The 24,706-nt window shown below is 62.3% G+C and carries 12 protein-coding genes and 5 pseudogenes; 8 read left to right on the top strand and 9 right to left on the bottom strand.

The genetic code is table 11. The features are described from left to right. The 4 genes and pseudogenes from istB to FBQ73_RS08560 form a co-directional block, all read left to right on the top strand. On the top strand, positions 1 to 530 hold a 530-nt coding region (gene istB / locus FBQ73_RS08545; protein WP_138399081.1), incomplete at its 5' end, for an IS21-like element helper ATPase IstB. Between the two features lie 246 nt (positions 531 to 776). Further along, a pseudogene (locus FBQ73_RS23510) lies at positions 777 to 1,033 on the top strand (IS66 family transposase); the annotation flags it as partial. A gap of 763 nt (positions 1,034 to 1,796) precedes the next feature. After that, positions 1,797 to 7,898, top strand: coding sequence for a hypothetical protein (locus FBQ73_RS08555; protein ID WP_138399083.1), 6,102 nt, complete (start codon positions 1,797 to 1,799; stop codon positions 7,896 to 7,898). Positions 7,899 to 8,078: 180 nt separating this feature from the next. Next, positions 8,079 to 8,966: pseudogene (locus tag FBQ73_RS08560) on the top strand (IS701 family transposase); the annotation flags it as partial. Positions 8,967 to 9,037: 71 nt separating this feature from the next. Here FBQ73_RS08560 and FBQ73_RS08565 read toward each other — a convergent pair. Next, positions 9,038 to 10,098: pseudogene (locus tag FBQ73_RS08565) on the bottom strand (IS3 family transposase). 232 nt (positions 10,099 to 10,330) lie between these two features. Further along, positions 10,331 to 11,354, bottom strand: a pseudogene (locus tag FBQ73_RS08570) (IS110 family transposase). A gap of 182 nt (positions 11,355 to 11,536) precedes the next feature. On the opposite strand from FBQ73_RS08570, the pseudogene FBQ73_RS08575 reads away from it, so the two are divergent. Continuing rightward, positions 11,537 to 11,890: pseudogene (locus FBQ73_RS08575) on the top strand (transposase); the annotation flags it as partial. Positions 11,891 to 12,053: 163 nt separating this feature from the next. Here the strand turns inward: FBQ73_RS08575 and FBQ73_RS08580 are convergent. From FBQ73_RS08580 to FBQ73_RS08605, 6 genes are all read right to left on the bottom strand, one after another. Continuing rightward, positions 12,054 to 13,418, bottom strand: a complete 1,365-nt coding sequence (locus FBQ73_RS08580; protein WP_170218812.1) for a glycoside hydrolase 5 family protein — start codon at positions 13,416 to 13,418, stop codon at positions 12,054 to 12,056. A gap of 121 nt (positions 13,419 to 13,539) precedes the next feature. Next, positions 13,540 to 14,742, bottom strand: coding sequence for a glycosyltransferase family 4 protein (locus FBQ73_RS08585; protein WP_138399085.1), 1,203 nt, complete (start codon positions 14,740 to 14,742; stop codon positions 13,540 to 13,542). A 151-nt stretch (positions 14,743 to 14,893) separates the two neighbouring features. Further along, on the bottom strand, positions 14,894 to 16,186 hold the full coding sequence (locus FBQ73_RS08590; RefSeq protein WP_138399086.1) for a lipopolysaccharide biosynthesis protein: 1,293 nt from the start codon (positions 16,184 to 16,186) through the stop codon (positions 14,894 to 14,896). Between the two features lie 192 nt (positions 16,187 to 16,378). Next, a complete protein-coding gene (locus tag FBQ73_RS08595) occupies positions 16,379 to 17,755 on the bottom strand; it encodes a glycoside hydrolase family protein (protein ID WP_138399087.1) in 1,377 nt (458 codons plus the stop codon). 198 nt (positions 17,756 to 17,953) lie between these two features. Continuing rightward, on the bottom strand, positions 17,954 to 18,958 hold the full coding sequence (locus FBQ73_RS08600; RefSeq protein WP_138399088.1) for an SDR family NAD(P)-dependent oxidoreductase: 1,005 nt from the start codon (positions 18,956 to 18,958) through the stop codon (positions 17,954 to 17,956). 211 nt (positions 18,959 to 19,169) lie between these two features. Further along, positions 19,170 to 20,354 (bottom strand): AGE family epimerase/isomerase, encoded by a 1,185-nt coding sequence (locus FBQ73_RS08605; protein ID WP_138399089.1) that lies wholly within the window; start codon positions 20,352 to 20,354, stop codon positions 19,170 to 19,172. Positions 20,355 to 20,856: 502 nt separating this feature from the next. Between FBQ73_RS08605 and epsC the strand changes: the two genes are divergently transcribed. The 3 genes from epsC (at position 20,857) to galE (ending at position 23,823) form a co-directional block, all read left to right on the top strand. Beyond that, positions 20,857 to 21,447 (top strand): serine O-acetyltransferase EpsC, encoded by a 591-nt coding sequence (gene epsC, locus FBQ73_RS22730; RefSeq protein ID WP_170218813.1) that lies wholly within the window; start codon positions 20,857 to 20,859, stop codon positions 21,445 to 21,447. Between the two features lie 26 nt (positions 21,448 to 21,473). After that, positions 21,474 to 22,661 (top strand): glycosyltransferase family 4 protein, encoded by a 1,188-nt coding sequence (locus FBQ73_RS08615; RefSeq protein WP_138399091.1) that lies wholly within the window; start codon positions 21,474 to 21,476, stop codon positions 22,659 to 22,661. A gap of 163 nt (positions 22,662 to 22,824) precedes the next feature. After that, positions 22,825 to 23,823: a UDP-glucose 4-epimerase GalE gene (gene galE / locus FBQ73_RS08620; protein ID WP_138399092.1), complete on the top strand. Its 999-nt coding sequence runs from the start codon at positions 22,825 to 22,827 to the stop codon at positions 23,821 to 23,823. A 187-nt stretch (positions 23,824 to 24,010) separates the two neighbouring features. Here the strand turns inward: galE and FBQ73_RS08625 are convergent. After that, positions 24,011 to 24,706: IS256 family transposase (locus tag FBQ73_RS08625; protein WP_138399093.1), on the bottom strand; the 696-nt coding region annotated here is incomplete at its 5' end.

Raw genomic sequence — 24,706 nt, forward strand, 5'->3', positions numbered from 1 at the left:
TCGTCCGCCAGCTCCATCGCTGCGAGTTCGTCGACGACGCACACAACGTCGTCCTGATCGGCGGTCCGGGTACCGGCAAAACCCACATCGCCACGGCTCTCGGAGTCTACGCCATCGAGCATCATCACAAGCGGGTCCGCTTCTTCTCCACCGTCGAGCTCGTCAACGCCCTCGAACAGGAAAAGGCCCAGGGCAAAGCTGGACAGATCGCCGGCCGCCTCGTCCACACCGATCTCGTCATCCTCGATGAACTCGGCTATCTGCCGTTCAGCGCCTCCGGCGGCGCCTTGCTCTTCCACCTGCTGAGCAAGCTCTATGAGCGCACCAGCGTCATCATCACCACCAATCTCAGCTTCTCCGAATGGGCCACGGTCTTCGGCGATGCCAAGATGACCACGGCCTTGCTCGACCGGCTCACGCACCACTGCCATATCCTGGAGACCGGAAACGACAGCTTCCGCTTCAGAGCCAGCTCGGCCAAACCACCTAAACCCTCAAAGGAGAAGCCCCGAAACTTGACCGCAACCTGACCCAAGACCACCATCACCCCGGGTCACTTCTCAGTGGAAATCCAGGGTCACTTCTCGCCGGAAATCAACAAGCGACAATCAAAGGCAGGACGGCCGCCCAGGTTCGCAACAATCAAGTCCGCCGAGGATATGTCGCTCCACGACAATCCAAATCAAAATTGACCCTTGAAAGCGACAATCAAAACCGTCAAATAGTAAATGCCACGACAATCTATTCTCATTCTGATTGTCGCTCATCTCTCGCCCAGATTGTCGCGCTATACCCAGGAAGTGCAGCGTCACGCTTTGGCCCATTGGATGACCGTCTGGCAGAGACCTTGCCCGCGAGCCACCGTCGGCTCGAGCTGGAGGAGGCCGAGAAGATGGCCCGGGCTACAAAACGCCGAGCGAACCGTGGCGCGCTGCCCGGCCCTCTGCCGCCAATCGAGAGCATGGTCGGCATCGAGAGCGACATCGGCCTTTGCCGGTCCGGCACGCTGCACCGCATCGGCGAGAATGCGGCCGCTTCGCCATAGTGTCGGCCATACCAAGCCGTTCGCGTCCATCATCTCTTCGGTGCCATCGGGGCCGAGCCGACGCGAGACTGTTTGCCTCCATCGGGCGCTTCCGAGGCCCGGCCGCCTGCACGCAGCGCTGCCTAAACCCGTCCACTGTTTTCGGATGGTATCAAAGCACCTGAAAGCACCGATAAATGGGCGCTTGTCAGTTCCGTGGCGGCCTTGCCGACTGCGTGGTGCGGGCAGCCGATTCAACTTTACCGATAGTGTGCGTTGCCGCAGGGGCTGCTCTCGGCGCGGGAAACGCGACGCACAATGCCGCCCGCTCGGGCAGGCTGCGCTACATGTGACGAAATGTCTCCGAATTCGCCGGACCAGTTTGCGTCACGTTATCACCGTACCGCAGGCGTGGTTGCGAGCCCAGTTTCGGTTCGCAGCCAATAATATCTCAGTGAGATTGTAAGCCCCTATTCTTATTTCGCATATTGCAAAACCTTTCAGGTCTCGGTAGTTCTGCGCTGACACAAAATAAGATGCAAGCCATCTTGGTCAAATGCATGTGCGCTGTTGCGACGCAACTAGTCATCGAAATTTCCACGACATAACCGGCCCGATATCCAAATCATCATATTTCCAATCTCTATTCCCGGTTGCTGGCTCGACTTAATTAATCCCGGATACGCTAATGGTAAGGGGCGACTAGGGAGTTGCCCTACGTCATCGCTTGAAAATCCAGCCGCAGACGGGCGTCTCAGCGGAGGCTAAATCTATGTCCCAAAATGCAACAACATCAAACGGCGCATCTGATTTTGTAAATTCGCTGGGAGTGTCGACAAAGTCATCGGATTACATAGACGCCTACAAGAATGCGAGTTTGGTGATTAATGCTCTCGACTATCTGAACATCACGCTCGTGCGTGATTCCTACAGCCAGTATGGGCAGGGCAAGGAGGTCGTCGACGCCTTGGCGGCCGCCGGAATTCGAACTGATCTGGTTGTCGAGGATTATGTCGTTTCAGGCGGTGAAGCAGGACTGGATGCCTACATCGCAGCCCTTAAGGCTTTCGTTGCCGAACACCCCGGAAGCCTGATTGCAGTTGAAGGTCCTAACGAGGTCAACTCGGCGACATTTACCTATAATGGCTTGACGTCAACTGAAGCTATTACGGCCTTCCAGCGCGATTTGTACACGGCGATCAAGTCCGACCCGGAGCTGAGTTCCGTCGTTGTCTACAACACGTCAGTTGCGGACAATTCAGCGACATACAGCACGCTCGGCGATCTCGGCGCATATTCGGATGCGGCCAACGTGCACGCTTATCCCAATACGGGGCGGTCGCCTGACGCGCAGATGGAGGCGGCATTTGCCCGCGCTCAGAGTGCTGCCACAGGCGATCCAATCGTTGTGACGGAGACCGGCTACTCGACCCTCTCGAGCGCCAACGGCATCGGTACAAATGAAGACGCGCAGGCCAAGTTGATCCTGCAGAACATGCTCGATGCCTATGAGGACGGGGCTGGGCAAATCTACCTTTACGAACTGCTGGACACGCCAACCCTCGGCACGGGGGACAAGCCGCAGGAGGCAAGCTTCGGACTGTTCAACGCCGATGGCACGCCCAAGCTTGCCGCGACGGCGATCCACAACCTGACGACGATCCTCTCTTTCGGAAATGACGGCAGCGCAAGCACCGCCCAGGACACTGAATTCACCTTGACTGGCGCGCCTGCCAGCACCCATTCGATGGTGTTGACCAAGTCGGGCGATGTCTATGACATCGTCGTTTGGTCCGACGTTACGGTATGGGACGACGTCAACGACAAGGAAATCGTTAATCCGACAACGACCGTCACCGTCAACCTCGGCGAAACGGTGACGTCCGTGCGGATCTACGATCCCCTCAACGGCCTCACGCCCATCGCGACCTATACCAACGTCAGTTCCTTCACCATTCCTGTGAGCGACCACCCCCTCGTTATCGAGGTGGGTGCCAGTGCTGCAGCCCAGGAAACCACCACGACGGTTGATTCACAGCTGACGCTCACGTCCGCCGAGTTCGTCGCGCAGATGGACAAGCTCGCGCAGGCTGATGGATTGACTGCGGTGACGCTGACGGACAGCCATGTTCTCGACCTGGCTTCCGTTGAAACAATGCAGTATGTTACTGCCAATTATGGCGATCTGCTTGCCAAGATCGACGGCGGCGTGACATTTTCAGTTTCTTATGGGCAGGCAAGCTGGCGGACCGAACTTTTGTTCGACGCGAACGGGATTCAGACAGATCGAATCGAATACAATATCAACAATGGAGCGGTGACCGCGAAGACGGATTACCACCAGGATGGGACGATTGAATACTATAACTATGTGATCGCCGGACAAACTTACACGAGCCAGCATCAGGTGGCCGACGCGACGGGGAAGATCGTGCTCATCGAGCGCTTCCACGCGGACGGGACGCTGGATTACATCAAGGCCGTGTCTTCGGACAGCACGCAGCAGATCACGACTTATAATGCGGCTGGCCAGAAGCTGAGTGACATCACCATCGCGCCGGACGGAGCCCGCACCACCGATAGCTATGATCCGTCAACCGGTAATATCATCCAGGAGATCGTGGACAGTTCAACCGAATACACGACTCGAAGCTATATGGACGGCGTGCTGACAAAGGTCATATCGACGAGCAAGGTAACTGGATACACAGATCATTATCTGTACTATGTTATAGGGCAGACTTATACGACGCAGCATCAACTGATCGATGCGAATGGAAAGATATGGCTCATTGAGCGTTTCCATGCCGACGGAACGCTGGACTACACCAAGACCATTTCGGCCGATGGCACGCAGGACACGGTCATCTACAACGCGGCAGGACAGAAGGTGAGCGAAATTATTATCGCTCCGAACGGCGACAGGACCACGGATACGTTCGACCCGACCGATGGGGGTTTGATCCAGGAGACTGTTGATACCGGCGCCTCAAGTACGACAGATTATTTCATTAACGGTCTTTTAATAAAGACAGTTTCAATAAATAAAATTGAGAATGTAAGCGATTATTATTACTATGGCATCACTGGACAGGCCTATACCTCGCAGCACCAGCAGGTCGATGCCGCCGGCAGGATCACTCTGATCGAGCGGTGGCACGCTGATGGGACTCTGGACTACACCAAGACGGTTGCGGCCGATGGCACGCAGGATACCGTCACCTACAATTCCGTAGGTCAGAAGATCCTGGAGGTCGTCGTTTCATCGGATGGAACCACGACAACGGATACCTACGATTCATCGACGGGAAATATCATTCAGGAAATTGTCGACAGCTCGGCTACATATACCACGCGAATCTACACAAACGGCGTTCTGACCAAGCTCTCCACCCTGACAAAGTCCACCGGCTATACCGATACATTCACGTACAACATCACGGGTCAGACCTACACGAGCCAGCATGTTGTGACGGATTCCAGTGGCAAGATATGGCTGACGGAGCGCTTCCACGCCGACGGGACTCTGGACTATACCAAGAGCGTCTCGGCCGATGGCGCGCAGGACACTGTGACCTACAACGCGGCCGGTCAGAAGGTGGGTGAGGTCCTCGTATCGTCCAACGGGACAACGACCACGGATACCTTCGACCCGTCCACCGGAAAGCTCACGCAGGAGACTGTGGACACCTCGGCCACCAGCACGACTAAATACTGGACGGATGGTGTTTTGATGAAGATGGTCGCCCTGAACTTGGCGACCAACGTGAGTGATTTTTATTATTACAATATCTCCGGTCAGACCTATACGTCGCAGCACCAACAGGTTGATGCTACCGGCAAGATCACCTTGATCGAGCGCTGGCATGCAGATGGGACGTTGGACTACACCAAAACGTTCGCTGCTGACGGCACCCAGGACACAGTCACCTACAATTCTGAGGGCAACAAAATCAGCGAGGTGATCATATCGTCGAGCGGCGTCACGACGACGGACACCTATGATCCGTCGACGGGTAAGATCACCCTCGAAGTGGTTGATAGCTATATAAACAATACGACGCGTAATTATACTGGCGGCGTCTTGATGAAAGTCACGACTCTCACCAAGGCGACCGGATATGCGGATGTATACACATATAACATCGTCGGACAAACCTACACAAGCCAGCATATTGTAACCGATTCAAGCGGAAAGGTCTGGCTGACGGAGCGCTTCCATGCCGACGGGACGCGGGATTATACCAAAGCCATCTCCGCTGATGGTACCCAGGACACGGTCACCTACAATGCGGCCGGGCAGAAGGTGAGCGAGGTCATCATCGCCCCGAACGGCGACAAGACCACCGACACATTCGATGCCGCCAGCGGGAAGCTGACCCAGGCGACCGTCGACACATCGACCACTAGCACCACTAAATACTGGACCGACGGCGTTCTGATGAAGACCGTCGCAATCAACAAAGCCTCCGGACTCACGGATTATTATTATTACAACATCTCCGGACAAACCTATACAACGCAACACCAGCAGGTGGATTCAGCAGGAAAGATCACGTTGATCGAGCGTTGGCATGCGGATGGGACATTGGATTACACCAAGACGATCGCTTCGGACGGAACGACCGATACGGTTACCTACAATTCCGCGGGCAAGAAAATCACCGACGTCATCGTCGCGCCCGACGGCACCAAGACCACAGACACTTTTGACGCGTCCACTGGCAAGATCATGCTGGAGGTCGTTGACAGTTCCACAGCCTATACGACTCGTAATTATGCGTCCGGTGTGCTGACAAAAGTCACAACTCTGAATAAGGTGACTGGATATACGGATACATATACGTACAATATCGCTGGTCAAACCTATTCAAGTCAGCATATTGTAACGGATTCGACCGGAAAGGTGTGGCTGACAGAGCGCTGGCATGCGGACGGAACGCTGGATTACACGAAGACAGTGGCGGCCGACGGTGCTACCGACACGCTCACCTACAACACGGCCGGGCAGAAGGTGAGTGAGATCATCGTTGCCGCGAATGGCGACAAGACAACGAATACGTTCGATGCGGCGAGTGGCAAGCTGACCCAGGCAACGGTGGACACGTCCGCCACCAGCACGACCAAATATTGGACCGACGGCGTTCTGATGAAGGTCGTCGCCTTTGCGAAGACGACGGGCACGACGGACTATTATAATTATAATATATCCGGACAGTCCTACACGACGCAGCATCAGCAGGTGGATTCCGCGGGTAAGATTACTATGATAGAGCGTTGGCATGCGGATGGAACCCTCGACTATACAAAGACGATCGCAGCCAATGGAGCGACCGACACCGTCACCTACAATTCGGCGGGCAAGAAAATCGGAGAGGTCATCGTAGCGTCGGATGGTACCAAGACAACGGATACGTACGACGCAGCCACAGGTTTTGTCACGCAGGAAATCGTCGACAGTTCGACGCTATATACGACGCGCACCTACGCCGCCGGCGCGCTGACGAAGGTCACGACGCTGACAAAGTCGACCGGCTATACGGATACCTATACCTACAGCATCACGGGGCAGACCTACACGACGCAACATCAGGTGGCCGATTCGTCGGGGAAGATCTGGCTGACGGAACGCTGGCACGCGGACGGGACGCTGGATTATACGAAGAGCGTCGCGGCTGACGGTTCAACCGACACCGTCACCTACAATTCGGTGGGCAAGAAAATCGGAGAGGTCATCGTTGCGTCTGACGGTACCAAGACGACGGATACGTACGACGCAGCCACAGGCCTGGTCACGCAGGAAATCGTCGACAGCTCGACGCAATACACGACGCGCACCTACGCCGCCGGCGCGCTGACGAAGGTCACGACGCTGACAAAGTCGACCGGCTATACGGATACCTATACCTACAGCATCACGGGACAGACCTACACGACGCAACATCAGGTGGCCGATTCGTCGGGCAAGATCTGGCTGACGGAACGCTGGCACGCGGACGGGACGCTGGATTATACGAAGAGCGTCGCGGCTGACGGTTCAACCGACACCGTCACCTACAACACGGTCGGGCAGAAGGTGAGCGAGGTCTTCGTTGCGGCGAATGGCGACAAGACGACCGACACGTTCGACGCAACCAGCGGCACGCTCACCCAGGAGACGGTTGACACCTCCACCACCAGCACGACCAAGTACTGGACCGACAGCGTGCTCATGAAGACGGTGGCGCTGGACAAGGCCGCTGGTTCCACTGATTACTACAATTATAATATCACCGGCCAAACCTACACGTCACAGCACCAACAGATCGATTCGACCGGAAAGATCACGCTGATCGAACGCTGGCACTCCGACGGCACTCTCGATTATCGTGAAATCCCCCATTCGGATGGATCGAAGGACACGTGGATGTACGACAGCAAGGGCACGCTGTTGGCGCATTACGATATCAACGTCGATGGGTCCCGCGTGGTCGACAACTACCTGCAGGATGGGACAGGCGATATCCGCCACGACACCTTCAGCAAGGACATGGTGCTGTTGCTGCGGGATTATGAGCATTCCGATGGAACGCATACGGTGTATTCCTACACCGCCGGACAGACAATCTACGGTGGTTCCGAGAATGACATTATCTATCTCCGCAATATGGCGGACAACACGTTCCACTATGATGGCGGAACCGACACGGTGGTGAGTTTCAATACGTCGTCTGACCACATCTCGATCGACCAGACCCTGGCGGCGAGCGCGTCCGATCTTCAGCTGGCGCAGACCGGAAGCGACGTGACAGTGACGATCGACGCCTCGCACGCCATCATTCTCAAGGACATGCAGCTGGCCAGCGTCAGCACCAGCATCTTCGTCTTCGAATGAGAATGGCCGGTGGCCCGTGTGCTGCACGGGCCATCGGGCGCGGCGTCCCGGCGCTGAACTATGGCTTTGGTGCCGCTTTAGAGCATATCCGGTGAACTCACATTCAGCGGATATGCTCTATCTCTTTGTTCCTAGCACTACAGTTGCGTTTTGCTAGGGTTTCTGAATCGATGGGCGACCATGATTCGGGATCTGATGATTGGTGGTGCGTCGGTTGAGGATATGCTGGCGCTTTGGGCATCGGCCTTGCGGGAGGGCAAGCGCCGGCTGCGACCGCTGTTCACGCAGGAGCGTGTCGCCGCCTCGGCAGGACAGTTCCTGGACGCCCTGCTCGGCAACGAGCCGCGCAAGACCGGCTGGATGCGGGCAGAAGCGGCTGGCGACAAAGGTCCGTGGCGGCAACAGGCCCTGCTTGGCCGTGGACGTTGGGATGCCGACGCGTTGCGTGACATCGTGCGGGACCATGTCGTCGCGCATCTGGGCGAGGCCGATGCTGTCCTGGTGATTGACGAGACTGGTTTCCTCAAGCAGGGAAAGGCCTCCTGTGGTGTTGGCCGCCAATATACCGGGTCGGCGGGCAAGATCACCAATTGCCAGATCGGTGTGTTTGCGACCTATGTCTCCTCAAAAGGGCACGCTTTCATTGACCGGGCGCCTTATTTACCGAAGGCTTGGACATCGGACGCGGCTCGGCTGGGAGCCGCGCATGTGCCCGGGACGGTGAGCTTCGCCACCAAGCCCGCGATGGCGGCCGCCATGGTCAAGCAGGCCATCGCGGCCGATGTTCCGTTTGCCTGGGTCGCGGCCGACAGCGTCTATGGCGTGGGCGAGATCGAGATGACGCTCCGCCGGGCCGGAAAAGGCTACGTGCTCGGCGTCAACTCCAACCATTGGTTTGGCTCCTGGTCGAGGGAACGCCCCATGGCCGGCGAGGCGAAAGACATTGCCGCGACCCTGCCGGCCGATGCCTGGAGAACGCTCTCCGCCGGCCATGGCACCAAGGGCGAGCGGCTCTATGATTGGGCCTATTGTCCGCTCGCCGACCTCGATGCCGCCGAATACGATGCACCGGTTCCCGGGTGACCTGAGCCCCTTTTCTCCTCCGGCTTAGGAGAGAGTCCGAGGGTTGATTTTTGGCCTCAGGCGGCCTGGATTTCCAGTGGGATTGTTGCGGCGAACTCGGCGGGGGATCGATTGCCGAGAGCTGAGTGGGGGCGGTTCAGGTTGTAGTCCTCCTTCCATGAGGCGATGGCGGCACGGGCTTGGCCCAAGCTCGAGAATAGGGTCTCGTTCAGGCACTCGTCCCGGAACCGACCGTTGAAGCTCTCGACGAAGCCGTTCTGCATCGGCTTGCCGGGAGCGATGTAGTGCCATTCGACGCCGCTCTGCTGGCACCATTTGAGAACGGCCATCGAGGTCAGCTCCGTGCCGTTGTCGGAAACGATGGTCGCAGGCCTGCCACGGATGGCGAGCAGCGCGTCGAGCTCGCGCGTCACCCGAAGGCCCGAGAGCGAGGTGTCGGCCACCAGTGCCAGGCACTCCCGGCTGAAGTCGTCGACGACGGCCAGCACCCGGAAACGCCGACCGTCCGTGAAGGCGTCCGACACGAAGTCGAGGCTCCAGCGGACGTTGACCCGATCCGGGACCAGGATGGGACGCCGGGTGCCAAGCGCGCGCTTGCGCCCTCCGCGGCGGCGGACCTGAAGCTTCTCTTCCCGATACAGCCGGCGGAGCTTCTTCTGGTTCATGACGATGCCCTGGCGCCTCAGCATGATGTGGATACGCCGGTAGCCGAAGCGGCGGCGCTCACCGGCCACGGCCCTCATGGCTTCCCGCAGGCTGGCGTCATCGGGACGTACACTCCGGTAGCGCACGCTGGTGCGATCGACGCCCAGCGCCTGGCACGCCCGACGCTGGCTCACCCCGTGCCTGGCACAGGCATGAGCCACGGCTTTGCGCCGTGCATCGGGCGTCACCATTTTTTTGCGCTGACATCCTTCAGGATGGCGTTGTCGAGCATCTGCTCGGCCAGCAGCTTCTTCAGCCGCGCGTTCTCCTCCTCGAGCGCCTTCAGCCGGCGGGCATCGGACACATCCATGCCCCCGTACTTGGCTTTGAACTTGTAGAAGGTCGCCGACGAGATGCCGTGCTTGCGGCAGACGTCAGCGGTCTTCGCGCCCGCCTCCTGCTCCTTCAGCATCCCGATGATCTGTTTCTGTATTCGGTCCGGTGTCGTCAACCCCGATAATAGCGCGTCGCGGGTTCTTTGCTTCTGTCCGTGGTCGAGGATCGCCACATGATGGTGTTCGATGGAATGACTGGTTCAAGCTCTTCGGCGTGCTCGGCCGCGTCAGCGGCTGCGACGACAGATCATGCGAACTCAATCATCCCACGCCCCGCGACGGGCGTTCAGGGAACCACAGCCGGGTCGATCACGCCGCGGCCGCAGTCCATCGGAATTCCGTGCCGCTCCGCCACATGCTGTGAAGAACGACCGCCATCTTGCGAGCCAGAGCGACCTTCGCCCGCTTGCTTCCCTGCCGCTGAGCGATGCGCACCGCCCAGGCCTTCATCGGTGACCAGCGTGTGCTCGGTCGCAGGATGACGTTGGCGGCCTCGAACAGTGCAGTTCGCGTCTCCCCGTCGCCCACTTTGGTGATCCGTCCGGTCCGATCGATCTCGCCCGATTGATACCGCCGAGGTGTGAGCCCGAGATAAGCCCCGACGGACCGGGAGCGGGCGAAACGCTCGGGCGCATCGATCGTTGCTCTGAATGTCAGGGCGGAAACCGGCCCGATCCCGGGCATGGTCGTCAACAGGCGGCAGACCGGATCATTCCGGACAGCCCTGGACGACCAGGCGGTGAAGGCGCTGGTACTCCTGCATCAGTGCGTCCCGGGCTGCCAATAGGGGAGCCATCACCTCAGCCAGGATGGCGTTGTTTCCAACCAGCTCTCGGACACGGGAGGCAAATCCGGCCCGCGACACGATGCCGACCTTCAAGCCGAAGGGACGGAGCAATCCGCGAAGTGTCTGCTCTGACGCGGCGATGGAGCGGATCAGGTGCTTGCGCGCAGCCACCAACGTTCGCGCATGCTGGCTGCCGATGCTCTTCACGTGCACGACCTTGTACCAGCCTGCCCTGACCACCAGGGCAACGCCGCGCGCGTCGTTCCGATCGGTCTTGACGGGCATTGCCGACAACGCCGCCTTCACCTGCCGCGCCTCCAGACTGATGGCGGGAAAACCAAGCTCCGCCAGACCCGCAGTCAGCCATTCCGACATCGGCCCAGCCTCAAGCCCAATCTTCGCAATCCGATCCCGCCAGGGCTGGAGGCACGGCGAGATGGCGGACGCCTCCGACGCCACGCTCGCCTCCTTCAGGATTTGACCTTCCCGGTCGATGACACAGACGGCTACGGAGTTCAAAGAGACATCAAGGCCGACGTACACCATGGGGACCTCCCGGCGCTGCGTTCAGGCCCCGATCGTCCTCTTCGCAGCGGAAGGCCGCAAACGGGTAAAGAGATCAGGACCGAATACCCCATCTCCTCTGTGAACCGTGAGGCTCGCATCGTCCGTCTCCATGAGTGACGGACTCTACCTAAATCTGGAGCAGGATCAGGGGCTCAGGTCACGGGGCATGGACGCGTGGTCTTTTGATCCGCCGCGGCATCGGCGATGGCGAGCTTGCCTATTTTTCCACCTGGTGTCCGAAGGACACGCCCATCGAGACCCTGATCAAGGTTGAAGGAACTCGCTGGCGCATCGAAGAATGCTTTGAGACCGCCAAGAACGAGTTCGGCCTCGACCACAATGAAACGCGATCCTGGCATGGATGGCATAGGCACGTATCACTGGTCATGTTCGCCTATGCTCTCATGGCCGCCGTTCGATACCAGGCAAATACCATGACACCGAAAAAAACAGCACCAGCCTCCCGGCCAGGCTCATCCGCTGGTCGATCCAGGAAATCCGCTGTCTCGCTTTGAAGCTAGCTCAACGGCCGATACCTCCGACTCGCATCCTCGCATGGTCAAGCTTCCGGCGTGCCCACCAGGCCACAGCCTACCAAGCCCATCTCAAACCGAAAACGCAACTGTAGTGCTAGGCAATTCCAGAGACAAACCGCTGCATGCTTTTGCTGGAATTGCTCTAGTTGTCGAGGGCGATGGTCGGTGCGCTAACCAAGTCGTAGCGCACCACCACGGGCGCCTCGGTGAGGATGACGTCGGTGGGGGGCACGGCCGGCCCGCACATGCGGGAGGCGGATTTCGGCTCGCCGTCGAAGCGGGCGCTTCGGCGATCATACGCTCGCGTGGTCCACGCGACGACAAGCTGGTGATCGTCCATGACGGCGCGCAGCACGAATATCTCCGGTTCCGGCCGTTGCAGATCGATGTGCCGGGCACGCTGGACGACGTCGGCGGCCGTGCGGAAGAGGCAGGCCGCCGGCTTCGGCCGGTCGTCGTGGAAGAACAGTCCGAAATTCTGCTCGATGTCCTGCCCATCGGCGCCCTTGTCCTTCACCTCATAGGCCCAGATGCCCTTGAGATAGGGCAGGGTGGCGGACAGGAGAACGAACTGGGCGAAGTTCGCTGCCGAGTGGTCGAGGCTGAGGCCGCAGCGGGTCTTTGAGGTGGGCCATCCGAATTCGGTAATATAAAGGGGCACCTCGCGGCCGCCTGTCAGGGGCGTGAGGCTGGCTTCGAGCTGCTCGGTGCGCTCGATCATCTCGGTGGCGGTCCGCACCGGGGCGCAGTGATTGTAGAGATGAACGGAGAGTCCGTCCGCCCCTTCCAGCGCGCCCGCCCGGACGATGGCCTTGGTCCAGGCCCAGTCCGGATCGTCGCCCACCGCGCCCACGACCACCTTGGCGTGCGGGTCGGCAGCCTTTGCCGCCTGCGTCGCGCGCCTCGCCAGCGGGGCGTAGTAGATCGCGGCTCGCGGGTCGGAGGCATCCCCGGCCCCGGTCAGGCGCTTGCCGGGAAAAACGTGGCCCACCTTAAGGTTGAATTCGTTCCAGATCTCATAGATGGGCTGATACGGCTTGGTGATCTCCACCACCTGCTTCACGAAGGCGGAATACTGCTCCACCTGCGTGTCGGTGAAGGGGGCGCCCACGGCGGCGGGCTCTTGGTCCGGCGCGCCGAGAACAAGCAGGGGACTGCGGCCCGCGATGGGCAGGAAGTTCATGATGCGGCGGCGTTCCACCATCTGGGGCGGAGCGTCCGGCGGGAAGCGGAAGGATGCCCAGACGATGCCGTCGCGGTAGGAGACGGCGCCCAGCTCGTCGAGCTGCCTGCGGACAAGGTCCGGCGACACATAACCCATGGCCCGACGGGAGCCGAAGCTGGTGAGCACGCCGAGGATGGGCGGGTTTGGCTCCGCCGTGCGCATGGCGGCGTCAGGCGCCGGGAATGTGACGGACGCCGCCGCCACGCTCCTTTGTGTGCTGCTGGTGAGCGCTGCGGCGAGGAGGGAGGAGCAAAGGATGCTGAAGACGATGTGCCTGCTCATCATGTCTCTCCTCTCGTGTGGTATCGCATGGCGCTGATCTTCATGCGAGCAGGTTGCACCACACCGCTTTCCTTAGGTTGAGAGGGCGATTCACCGATTAGATTGTTGATCGGATCGCGCTCTAGGCCGCCTTGAGCCCGTAAAGACCGACCATGGCGTCGACCATGGGGTCGATGCCGTAGAGGGCGTGTGCGCGGGTGGAGCAGATCTCCGACATGCGCTGGCGCGTGGCCGGATCGGTCAGTTTCAGGATCGCCTGTGCGAGGGCGTCGACATCCTCAAACGGAACGATGAGGCCGGATTTGCCGTCCTCGATCTGGTCATGGGCGCCGCCGGCGGGCGTGCGGATCGGCACCAGGCCGGTGGCCATCGCCTCGACCACGCCGAGCGCGAAGCCCTCGAAGCGGCTGGGCAACACGAAGGCGTCTGATGCCCACAGGGCCTCGCGCACGTCGCTCATGAAGCCGACGAACTGGAACGTGGCCTTGTCGGCCTCATCCTCGAACGCGACGGCCTTGATCTCCTCTTCACGCTCCTTGCCGCCGCCGCTGCCGACGAACAGGCATTTCATCTTCAGCTCGGGATGGGTGGAGCGGATCTGGCGTATGGCCTTGACCAGCAGGTCCTGCCCCTTCACCCAGGCAAGGCGCCCGGCGAGGATGCAGACGAAGTCATCGGGGGCAAGGCCGAACCGCGCGCGCGCGGCCTGGCGTTCGGATGCGGTGGGCACGCGGAAATGGTCGAGATTGGTGCCGCCCAGCACTTTCACCACCCGTTGCTTGAAATAGATCCTGTGACTGCGCAGGAATTTGAGGGATTCTTCCGACAAAACCACCAGCGCCTTGGGCGAAGCGATGTTGAGGAAGAATTCCTGGTGGGGGCCGAACTTCTTCTTCGAGTTGCGCAGCACGTCCTGGAGACTGCCCAGTACCGATTGGTGGTAGGTTCCCACCAGCGGCCGGCCGGTCATCAGCGAGAGGATACGCCCGAAGATCAGCATTCCAAGCCCATGGGCGTGGATGACCGAAATGTCGTTCTTCATGATGATGTCCCTCACCTTCCGGATGAGGGCGGGCGGGGGAAACTTCTTCATCTCCGGGAGAACCGTCCATTCCTTGAGCGCGGCATTGAGCATCTCGCGCTTTCCAAGGGAGGAGTCGTCGTAGCGCACCTTGCCCGAAACCATGTGGACTTCGACGCCGCGGGCGTTAAGGCCCGAGGCCAGGGTCTCGCAGTAGGACGCGATGCCGTCATTGCAATTGATCACCTCAACGAGGAACAGCACCTTTTGCCCGCCAGGGGCCAGCTTCGCCACTTGTGTCATCGCACGCGTACTCCCCCAAGTTTCGCGCCCCCGGCCACCTGCCGAGACGGCCCGGGCGCGCCCATTTCCAATGAACCCGGACGCGAACGGCCGAGCGGATGATCAGGCTGTGTCTGCCCCGACAGCGCGAGGCAAGGGCCGGGCATGCGCATCACCCTTCCCCCGCGCCGGACGGGGCGGCCGGTCGGCCGCCGCCGCTGCGATAGGCGAACTGCAGCAGGACGCCGGCCTTGATGGAGGTCACGATCAGCGCCGCGAGCAAGGCGGCGATGCCGACGCCTTCAAAGCCCATCAGCCATGTGGCGGCGAAGGTCACGCCGGCCGAGATGAACACCGCGGCCAGGTTGATGGCGGCGTATTGGTGGTCCTTGCGCACGCTCATCAGGCCGATGTTCATCAGGTCCGAGACCGAGCGGATCGAGGATGAGAGCAGCAGCATGATGAACACGCCGCGATGCTCGGCCAGCTTGCCCATGCCCATGTAGTGGATGAGCAGCTCGCAGGCGACAAAGACGCACACGCCGAGCACCAGGGCGTAGCTGAGCACCTTGCCGAGCTGCTGGCGCATGGCCTTGCGCCAGTTGGCGACGGCGCCGGTGTTATAGGCCTTGTAGAGCGTCGGCATGGCCACTTGGATGATGGCGGTGCCAACCAGGGTCTGAAGCGCGTTGGCGAGGGACCAGTAGAAGGTATAGAGGCCGGTCAGCTCCAGACCGAGCATGAAGGAGACGATGTAGCGGTCCACATAGATGAAGCCGACAAGGCCCATGTCGCTGATGAAGATGAACCAGGCGATGCGGAGGCGCTCCTTCAGCCACTGCACCTGCAAGGGTGCCCGAAGCGCTTCGGCGAGCGGCCAGGACCGCACGAACCAGAACAGCAGCCCGAAGAACAGGACATAGCTTAGCAGCCAGCCGAGCAGCACGAACTCGATGGAGCGTGTCTCCGGCACCAGAAGGCCGAGCGCGATCACGAACGGCACCCAGGACGCCAGCCGGATGAACACCAGGGTATTGGCCTGGAGGGGCATTTCCAGCGCCACCAGGGAAAGATGCAGGTCGTTGGCGTAGACCTCAAGCCAGACCAGCCCGGCGATGATGAGGTGGATCGGCGAAAGCGGAAAGCCCATCGAGAGGGCGACGACCAGCGCGACCACCATCAGGATCGCCGTCGTCACCGTTGAGGCCACGAGGCGCGTCTTCATCCGTGGTGCGGAGAAGGAGGGCGGCTGGCCAACAAGCTCGCGCTGGTGGAAATAATTGATCCCGAGATTGGTCAGTGCCGGCGCGATGCCGATGGCGCCGAGCGCGAGGCCGTAGATGCCCGCCGCTTCGAGGCCCAGGTACTTGATGATGTAGAACGACAGAACGAATCGAAACGCCAGGCTCGATGCGCGCAGGCTCATATTGGCGAGACTGGACAGATTTTTCTGAAGCAACTTCATGCTCATTTCCGATCAGGCGCCTTAGAGTGCGATGAAGACGGACCCGGCACGCAGGTTGAAGCAACCCGTGCGGAGCCGGCTCCAGAGCAGCGTGCATCCGCAGTGCGATGCTGTGGGATGGATCTGGTCACGCCGCGCCTCACCTGACGCAGCACGGCGGTTGCTGGGGAGGGGGCTGGAGCATGGCGGCGGTCACGGCAACAGCGCCGCTCCGACGCGGACCGCGCCGGCGTCCACGTCGATGATGATGGGCTCGGGCCCGATCCGGACACGGCCTTCCGGCATCGGTCCCATCAGATTGCACAGGGCTGTGGCCCGGCGCGGCGCGCCGCCCTCGAACCGCAGTTCGCCCTTGATGTCCGCCCGCGTGGTCCAGGCGATGAGCCGGATTCCTGATGAGGTCGTCGCGTGGAGGACGAACAGGTCGGGGAACGGCCGTTCCAGCCGAAACCCGCCGGACGACTTTATCAGCCGCACCGCTTCCCGGACCGCGCAGGCGGCCGGCTTGGGCCTGAAGTCGTAATCGTAGAGGCCGAAATTGTCCTCGATCTCGTCCGGATTGCGCCCCTGGTCCTTCAATTGGTAGATCCAGGCGCCCTTGAGCCACGGGGTTGCCGCCGACCAGAGCAGAAACTGGGCACTATAATCCGCGGCAGCCTGCCGGGAGATCACGCACGGCCGGCGCGCCGTCGGCCAGCCGAATTCAGTGATGTAGATCGGCACCTCGGCGCCGGTCTGGCCTTTGAGCGCGGTCTGGAGGGAGCTGACGCGGTCGGCCAGTTCGGTGGCATTGCGCGTGTTCACGTCCGGTTCGCAATGATTGTAGAGGTGGACCGACAGGCCGTTGGCGTCCTTGAGGGCGCCATCGCGCACTACGGCCTTGGTCCAGCTCCAGTCCGGATCGCCACCGGTGACGCCGGACAGGATCCTGATGCCAGGCTCCGCCGCCCGCAGCGCCGGGATGGTAGCGCGGGCCAGCGCCGCATAATGCTCGGCGGCGCGCGGGTCGCCGGCGGCCCCCGGGCCGATCAGCCAGGGCGGCCGCAGGCCGGGCGTGAGGTTCCACTCGTTCCAGATTTCGAAGGTCGGGTTGAAGGCCTTGGTGGCGGCGGCCGCGCGCACGGCGAAGTCGGTGTAGGCGGCGCGTCCGGCCGGATCGGTCAACGGCTTCACACCCCCCGGCACGGCGGGGTTCGAATGGCCGAGAATTAGCAGCGGCGTAGCTTTGGTCAGCTTCATGAACTCGAACAGCCGACGGGGCCGCGGGCCGTCAGCCCGAGCGAGCGGGCTGTCGAAGGAGGGCCAGGGCAGGTCGTCGCGGAAGGAATCGAAGCCGAGGTCCTGGATCAGGGTGGCCGCGGTTTCCGGTACGTAATTGTATTCCCCGCCGATGCCGAAATGCACGCAGATCCCGGCGACGAGGGGATCGGGCCGGACCGTCATCTGGGCACGGCTGAAAGACAGTGTCTTCACGTCGGCGCCGGACGCCGTCCCGACGCCGGCCGACAGCACAAGGCCAGCGACGAGAAGCCGGATTGCACCAGTTTTGAAGAAACGCTGCTTGATCATCGCGTCACCTCCGTCGCGTCGGGGTCGAAACCTGTGCGGTCGAATCCGCCTTGATCCCTGCGGTGGCGTTCCTCTCCCAGGCAACGCTCCAGACCGTGCTGACTTGCGCGGCGCGTTCTTCCGGCGCCGGCCGAGCCTGGACGGGGTGTGACTGGAGCGAGATCCGACCGGGTTGAATCGACCCGGTCGGCGCGTGCTCTAGTAATGCTCCTGGTACCATTCCACGAACCGGCGGACGCCCACCGCGATATCGGTGTCCGGCCTGAAGCCGGTCAGCGCGACGAGCAGATCGGGGGCGGCGAAGGTGCGCGGGACATCGCCCTGCTGCATGGGCAGCATCCTGCGGATGGCCTTCTTGCCAAGGCAGGCCTCGATGGTCTCGACGAAGCGGATCAACTCCACCGGGTGGCCACCGCCGATATTGACCACGCGAAACGGCGCCTGGCGGGACAGGGTATCGGCGACGCCTTCGGCGTCCACGCGGTTCGCTTCGTCCGGCACCACGGCGATGAGGCGGACGATGCCTTCGACCAGATCGTCCACATAGATGAAGTCCCGGCTCATCCGGCCGTCGCCATAGATGTCGATGGGCCGATCGTTGCGGATGCCGTCCACGAACTTGAACAGCGCCATGTCGGGCCGGCCCCACGGTCCGTAGACGGTGAAGAAGCGGAAGGCGGTGGTCGGCACCCGGTAGAGGTGGGCGTAGCTGTGCGCCATCACCTCCGTGGCCTTCTTGGTGGCCGCGTAGATCGTCATGGGCTCGTCGGCCTTGTCGCTCTCGGCGAACGGGATCTTCCCATTGGCGCCATAGACCGAGGAGGTGGACGCGAGCAGCAGGTGTCGCGGCTTCAGCCGCGCCGCGAGTTCAAGGACGTTGAACGAGCCGACGACGTTGGAGTCGATGTAAGAGCGCGGATTTTCGAGGCTGTAGCGGACCCCGGCCTGGGCCGCGAGGTGAACGACCACATCGGGCTCGGCACTATCGGCGGCTGCGTCCAGCGCGTGCTTGTCCTCAAGCAGGCCGATCACCGCGCGGAAGCGGTCGAAGCGTTCGAGGATGGCATGGCGCTTTTGTTTCAGCGCGACGTCATAATAGTCCGTCATGCCGTCGAAGCCGACCACGGAGTGGCCCTCCTCAAGGAGCCGCTTCGCAAGGTTGAAGCCGATGAAGCCCGCTGTCCCAGTCACAAAGTACCGCATACTCATCCTTTGATGCGGGAAGCAGCGCGCTCGAGCCTCTGGCGGGCCAGCTCGGCCTCTCATACCGCATTGCACACAGGCCTGTCCATCGCCGAGACCCAAGACGCGCCGGAGCGTGGCTGGCGCCGACGGCGGCGGTCCGCGCAGGGGCCGCCGTCCTTGGCTCCCTTCCCCCTCAGGCGCTTCGCGACCGGGCGGGCGGGCTGGCGGCTCAGGTGCGGGCCTCCAACGCCTTGATCGCCTTTTTAAATTCTTCGATGCCCAGGATGATGTGGTAGAACGTGCTCGCCGGGGCCGGCTCGGGGCGATAGCTGCCGTCGACTTCCATGCGATCGCGCCACAGGCCGGGCGTCTCCACGGCAAGGTAGCCTTGAAGGCTACGGGCACCTGCGGCCATGAATCTAAGATGATGTTGCAGTGCCGCATCGTCCGGCGCGGTCAGGGCGAGGGCGGCGTGCCCCTTCATGCGCTCGGTCTGCGGCCACAGGCGGGCCGATGCGTCCACGATCGAGCAGTCGTCGAGAAGCGTGTTGATGGCCACGTTGCGCTCCCCGTCGACGCCGTAGCGCTCGCCCAGGTCGGCCAGGCGAACGGCCGCCGCGCGCGCGTCCGGCCGGTTGCGCGAGGTGCCCCAGCGGGTGAGCAGCCAGGCCCATTCGAACTGGTGGCCGGGCTCGCAGATGCGGCCGTCCTCGCCCGGCATGGGGGCCCAGTCGCCGTCGAAGAACTCGCGCAGCCAGCCCTGCTGCGGCTCCAAGAACTTCTCCAGGCAGAGGGTGGCGATCTCGTCGGCGAGATGGGACCACTCGGCGTCGCCACCGATCTCCTCCCAGGCCAGGCATGCCTCGAACAGGTGCATGTGGGGGTTCGCCTTCAGCGGCAGCGTGCGCGGGGCGCTCTCCTCGAAGCCGCGCTCGGGGTGCTTGTAGGCGGCGACCAGCCGGTCGCGGATGGCCACGGCCTTGGCCGCGATGGCCGCGCGCTGGTCCGACACGGAGGCGGCCGCGGCGCAGGCGAACAGGGCGAAGGCGTGATCATAGAGGTTGAAGGTGTCGTCCTTGGGCGTGCCGTCCGCATGGATCACCATGCGCACCGCGCCATCCGGCGTCATGGCTTTGGCGAAAAAGTAGTCGATGCCGTCGTTCACGGCCGCCATCCAGGGACCGTCCCAGCCGAGTCGTCCAGCCAGGGCGAAGCAGAAGACCTGCCGGGCGATCACCCGGGTGCGGCGATCAAAAGGCTCGATCTCCAGCTTCAGCCCGAGCTTCTCGTGGAAGCCGCCATGGACCCGGTCGATGCCGTGGGTGTGCCACACGGGCAGGGCGGCATTCAGCAGCCAGTCCATCAGCGCGTTGCTCAGCGTCGCGGCTTCGCGAAGGGCGGGTGACGTGGTCATGAGGCACCTGTCGGGAGCATCAGGGAGGGATGGCGGCGAAGTGGGCAGGCGCCAGCCCGAGGGGGGGGCCGGGTTTGGGGGATGCAAGACGGCGCCGCAGGGGCGGCGCGACTGTTTTGTCCGTAATCGACGCCACCGCATCGGGCAATGCTGCATTGCGGCGCAGCATCGCCGCCATGGGCCGCCAAGAGGTTCGCGCCGGTGCCGGCGCGCCGATTGTCGGCGACCGGTCGCAGCGCCAGAGGGCTTGGGGTGGTACGCGTTTGCTCCAGCAAAGCCTTGTAGTGAAATCATAAATGAGGTTTCCACGGTCGGCAGGCGCAGCCGCCTGGGGGTGCGGCGAGCGGCGCGGTCCCCGTCCGCCGTCGGTGTGATGCGGGGCCGTTTCCTACTTTCAGGATGTGCCGCAACGCAGTATATCGCTGGAGGATCAGTGGTCCGCGACCGCCGGTGCCCTGCGCGTTGCAGGGCGGCGGAGGCGGACACAAGCAAAGGCGACCTGATGGCTTCCGAAACGCCGCTTCAGAAGGTGAAGGCCGATCTCGAGCGCTATGCCGCCTCCGAGGGCAAGGGCGTGAGCTTCCTCCTCGCCGTGCGCATGTTCCTGGTGACGCCGGGATTCCAGTTCGTGTTCTCGCGCCGGCTCCAGGAGATGGTGGTGCGGATCCCGGTGATCGGCCGTGCCCTGCGCCGCGTCATCTGGTGGGCGAGCTGCCTCATCTTCGGGTCCGAGATCGCCATGGCTGCGAAGATCGGCGGCGGGCTCTACGTGCCGCATCCTTACGGCATCGTCGTTGGCTCGGCGCGGATCGGGCGCAACATGCACCTGCTGCAGAACGTGACCATCGGCCGCAAGAGCCGCGAGGAGCCGGGGGACCCGATGTTCGGCGACGACGTCACGGTCTCGGCGGGGGCGGTGCTGCTCGGCCCCATCACTATCGGCGACGGGGCCGTCATCGGCGCCAATTCCGTCGTGCTGAAGGACGTGCCCCCGCGCGCCCTGGCCATCGGCATTCCGGCGCGGATCATCCCAGCCGCCGCGCCGCCTCCGGCTGCTGACGGCGCGGAGACCCTCGTCGCCTCCTCCCTTTGACCACAGCCGCAGGGGCGGGCCGAACCATGCGCATCACCCTTTTCAACGCGCTCTATCCGACACCGCTCCAGCCGAAGATCTTCGGCGGAGCGGAGGTGCTCGTGCGCCAGATCGCCGAACGGCTGGTGGCCGAGGGGCACGAGGTGGTGGTGGTCCGCCTGTCCATGGACGGGCGCCGCCAGACCGAGGAGGCCAACGGCGTGCGCGTGGAGTTCGTGCCGATCCGCAACCTCTTCACCCCGTTCGGGCCGAGGCACAACGCGCTGGCGCATCTCGCCTGGCATGTGATCGACGACTGGTTTGTCGCCGCGGCCGAGATCGCCGGCATCCTCGACGGATTTCGGCCGCAGATCGTGCACTCCCACACGCTCAACGGTCTGAACGCCCACATCTGGCAGCTGGCGCGGGACCGGGGCATCCCGGTGGTGCATACCCTGCACGATTACTACCTCGTCTGTCCGCGTTGCTCACGCTTCAAGGGCGGTCGTGCCTGCGCCAGCACCTGCCAAAGCTGTGCTTTGCTCACGGTGCATCGCCGGCAACGCTGCGCGCTGGTGGATGCTGTGGTCAGCGTGAGCCAGCGTACGCTCGACCTGCACGTGAACGAGGGCCTGTTCTCCCGTGCCGCGCGTCATGTGATCCCGAACGTGGCCAATCCGGATATCCCGTACCTTCCCATCGGGACCCACGGCGGGCCTTTGCGCGTCGGCTTTATCGGTCGCTTTGCCCCCGAGAAGGGCATCGACCTGTTGGTGGAGGCCGCGGCACGGATGCCGTCGGACACGGTGAGCCTGGTCCTCGCCGGAAGGGTTTCAGAGGCGGAGCAAGCTCGTCTGGCTGCTTTGGCGCCAGGCATGACGCTCGATTTTCTCGGCTTCGTCGCTCCTAAGGACTTCTACGCGCGAGTGGACGTGGTCGCGCTTCCTTCCATCTGGGAGGAACCGGGAGCCCTCGTGCTGCTGGACGCACAGGGCGCGGGTCGGCCCGTCTTGACCTCGACGCTCGGCGGCATGCCCGAGATGTTCAGGCGTGGTGTGACCGGATGGACGGCGGATCCATCCGTCGACGGTTTTGCCGCGACCCTGCGCAGCCTTGTGGAGAATCCCGAACTGGTGCGCACAGCACATCAGCGACTGCGGGAGCGTCGTGCGCGCACTGTCGACGACATGGTGGCGGCCTATTCGGATGTGTACCAATCCCTGGTCTCGAGGTGACCCCGGCGAACAGAGGCGGTGCGGCCCACGGGTGTGGAAAGGTGGCGGTGGATTGGTTTCGAGCGCTTGCGCCGGAATGCCGCAAAAGATCATGTTGCATCGCAGCAGAAAAGAGATGCCAATCCTGCCTCGATCTTGACCGCAGCCTGAGGCGGAGACGTGCATGTCCGTGCTTGTGAGCGGCGGTGCCGGCTATATTGGAAGCCATACCGTCCTTGAATTGGTCGGGCGCGGTGAAACGGTCATCGTCCTCGACGATCTGTCCACCGGTTTCGACTGGGCGGTGGCTGGCGCAGCGCACCTTGTGGTCGGCGATGTCGGGGACGTGGACCTTGTGCGCCGACTGATCGAGCAGCACGACATCACCGAAATCGTTCATTTCGCGGCGAAGATCGTGGTGCCGGAATCGGTGACTTATCCGCTTACCTATTATCTCGGGAACACGGTGAAGACCCGAGCCCTGTTCGAGGCGGCGATCGCGTCGGGCGTGAAGCGGCTGATCTTCTCATCGACCGCGGCGGTCTACGGCGAGCCTTCCGTTGAGGTGATTCCCGAAGCCACGCCCACCGCGCCCATCAATCCCTATGGGCGCTCCAAGCTCATGAGCGAGTGGATGCTGGCCGATGCGGCGCGGGCGCATGACCTCACTTATACCGTGCTGCGTTATTTCAACGTTGCCGGTGCGGACCCGGACGGGCGCTCAGGACAATCATCGCGCAACGCCACGCATCTCATCAAGGTGGCGAGCCAGGCGGCGGCGGGAGAGCGGGCAGGCCTAGAAATCTTCGGAACCGACTATCCGACCCTCGATGGCACCTGCATCCGCGACTATATCCACGTCACGGATCTGGCTCGGGCCCATGTGGCGGCGCTCGAGCGCCTTCGGGCCGGTGGGCAGAGCCTGACGCTCAATTGCGGATATGGGACCGGTTATTCGGTCAAGGAAGTGGTGGAGGCGGTCAAGCGCGTTTCCGGAGTTGATTTTCCGGTCAAGCTCTGTCCGCGCCGGCCCGGCGACCCCGCTTGCCTGGTGGCCGGAGCGGAGCGCATCCGCGCAGAACTGGACTGGCGGCCGCAATTGGATGACCTGTCGACGATCGTCCAGCATGCGTTGGACTGGGAAAAGCGCCTCGCCCAACGCAACACCATGGACAAGGCCTGATCGTCTCAGGAGCAGGCCACCATGGTCGGGGGAAGGGCATTGTAGCGACCGGCATGCGACGGACGGCTCAGCGTCGTCCCGTGCGTTTGCATGGGGCCTGTGTAAGAGCGCAGTCCGACGATTGAGCCCCCAGTTTCGTCTGAGGTGGGAGTGTCAGGAATTTCGTGTGGGGGCGGCGGGTTGAAGATCAGGCCGCCATGGCCTTTGTGAAGCGCTCGCCGAAGATGACGGCGAACTGCGCCTTTGCCATCGCCCATTCACGAGGTGCCATTTTCCACTCCTTTTCGGCCCGGTTCAAGACCAGGAAGAGGAGCTTCAGGGCGGCCTCGTCGGTAGGGAAGTGCCCCCTGGCGCGCACGGCGCGGCGCAGCTTGGCATTGAGCGCCTCGATGGCATTCGTGGTGTAGAGGATGCGGCGCACCTCGGCGGGGAAGGCGTAGAACGGCACGACCTCGCTCCAGGCCCACCGCCAGCTCTGGGCGATGGCCGGATAGCGACAGCCCCAGGCACTGTCCTCGAAGGCCGTGAGCGCCGCCTCGCCGGCGGCCGCATCCACGGCTCGATAGATGTCCTTCAGCGCCGCGGCGACGGCCTTGCGGTCCTTGTACGATACGAAGTCGAGGCTGTGGCGCAGCAGGTGGACGATGCAGGTCTGGACCACCGCCTCGGGGAACACCGCCCGGATCGCGTCGGGAAAGCCCTTCAGGCCGTCGATGACGGCCAGCAGCAGGTCCTCGACGCCACGGTTCCGAAGCTCGTTCATGACGCGCAGCCAGAACTTGGCGCCCTCGTTCTGCTCCAGCCACAGGCCGAGGATCTCCTTGGCGCCATCGGCGCGCACGCCGAGCGCGATGTGGACCGCCTTGTTGCGCACGATGCCCTC

The sequence above is a fragment of the Xanthobacter autotrophicus genome (assembly GCF_005871085.1).
GTDB lineage: Bacteria > Pseudomonadota > Alphaproteobacteria > Rhizobiales > Xanthobacteraceae > Xanthobacter > Xanthobacter autotrophicus.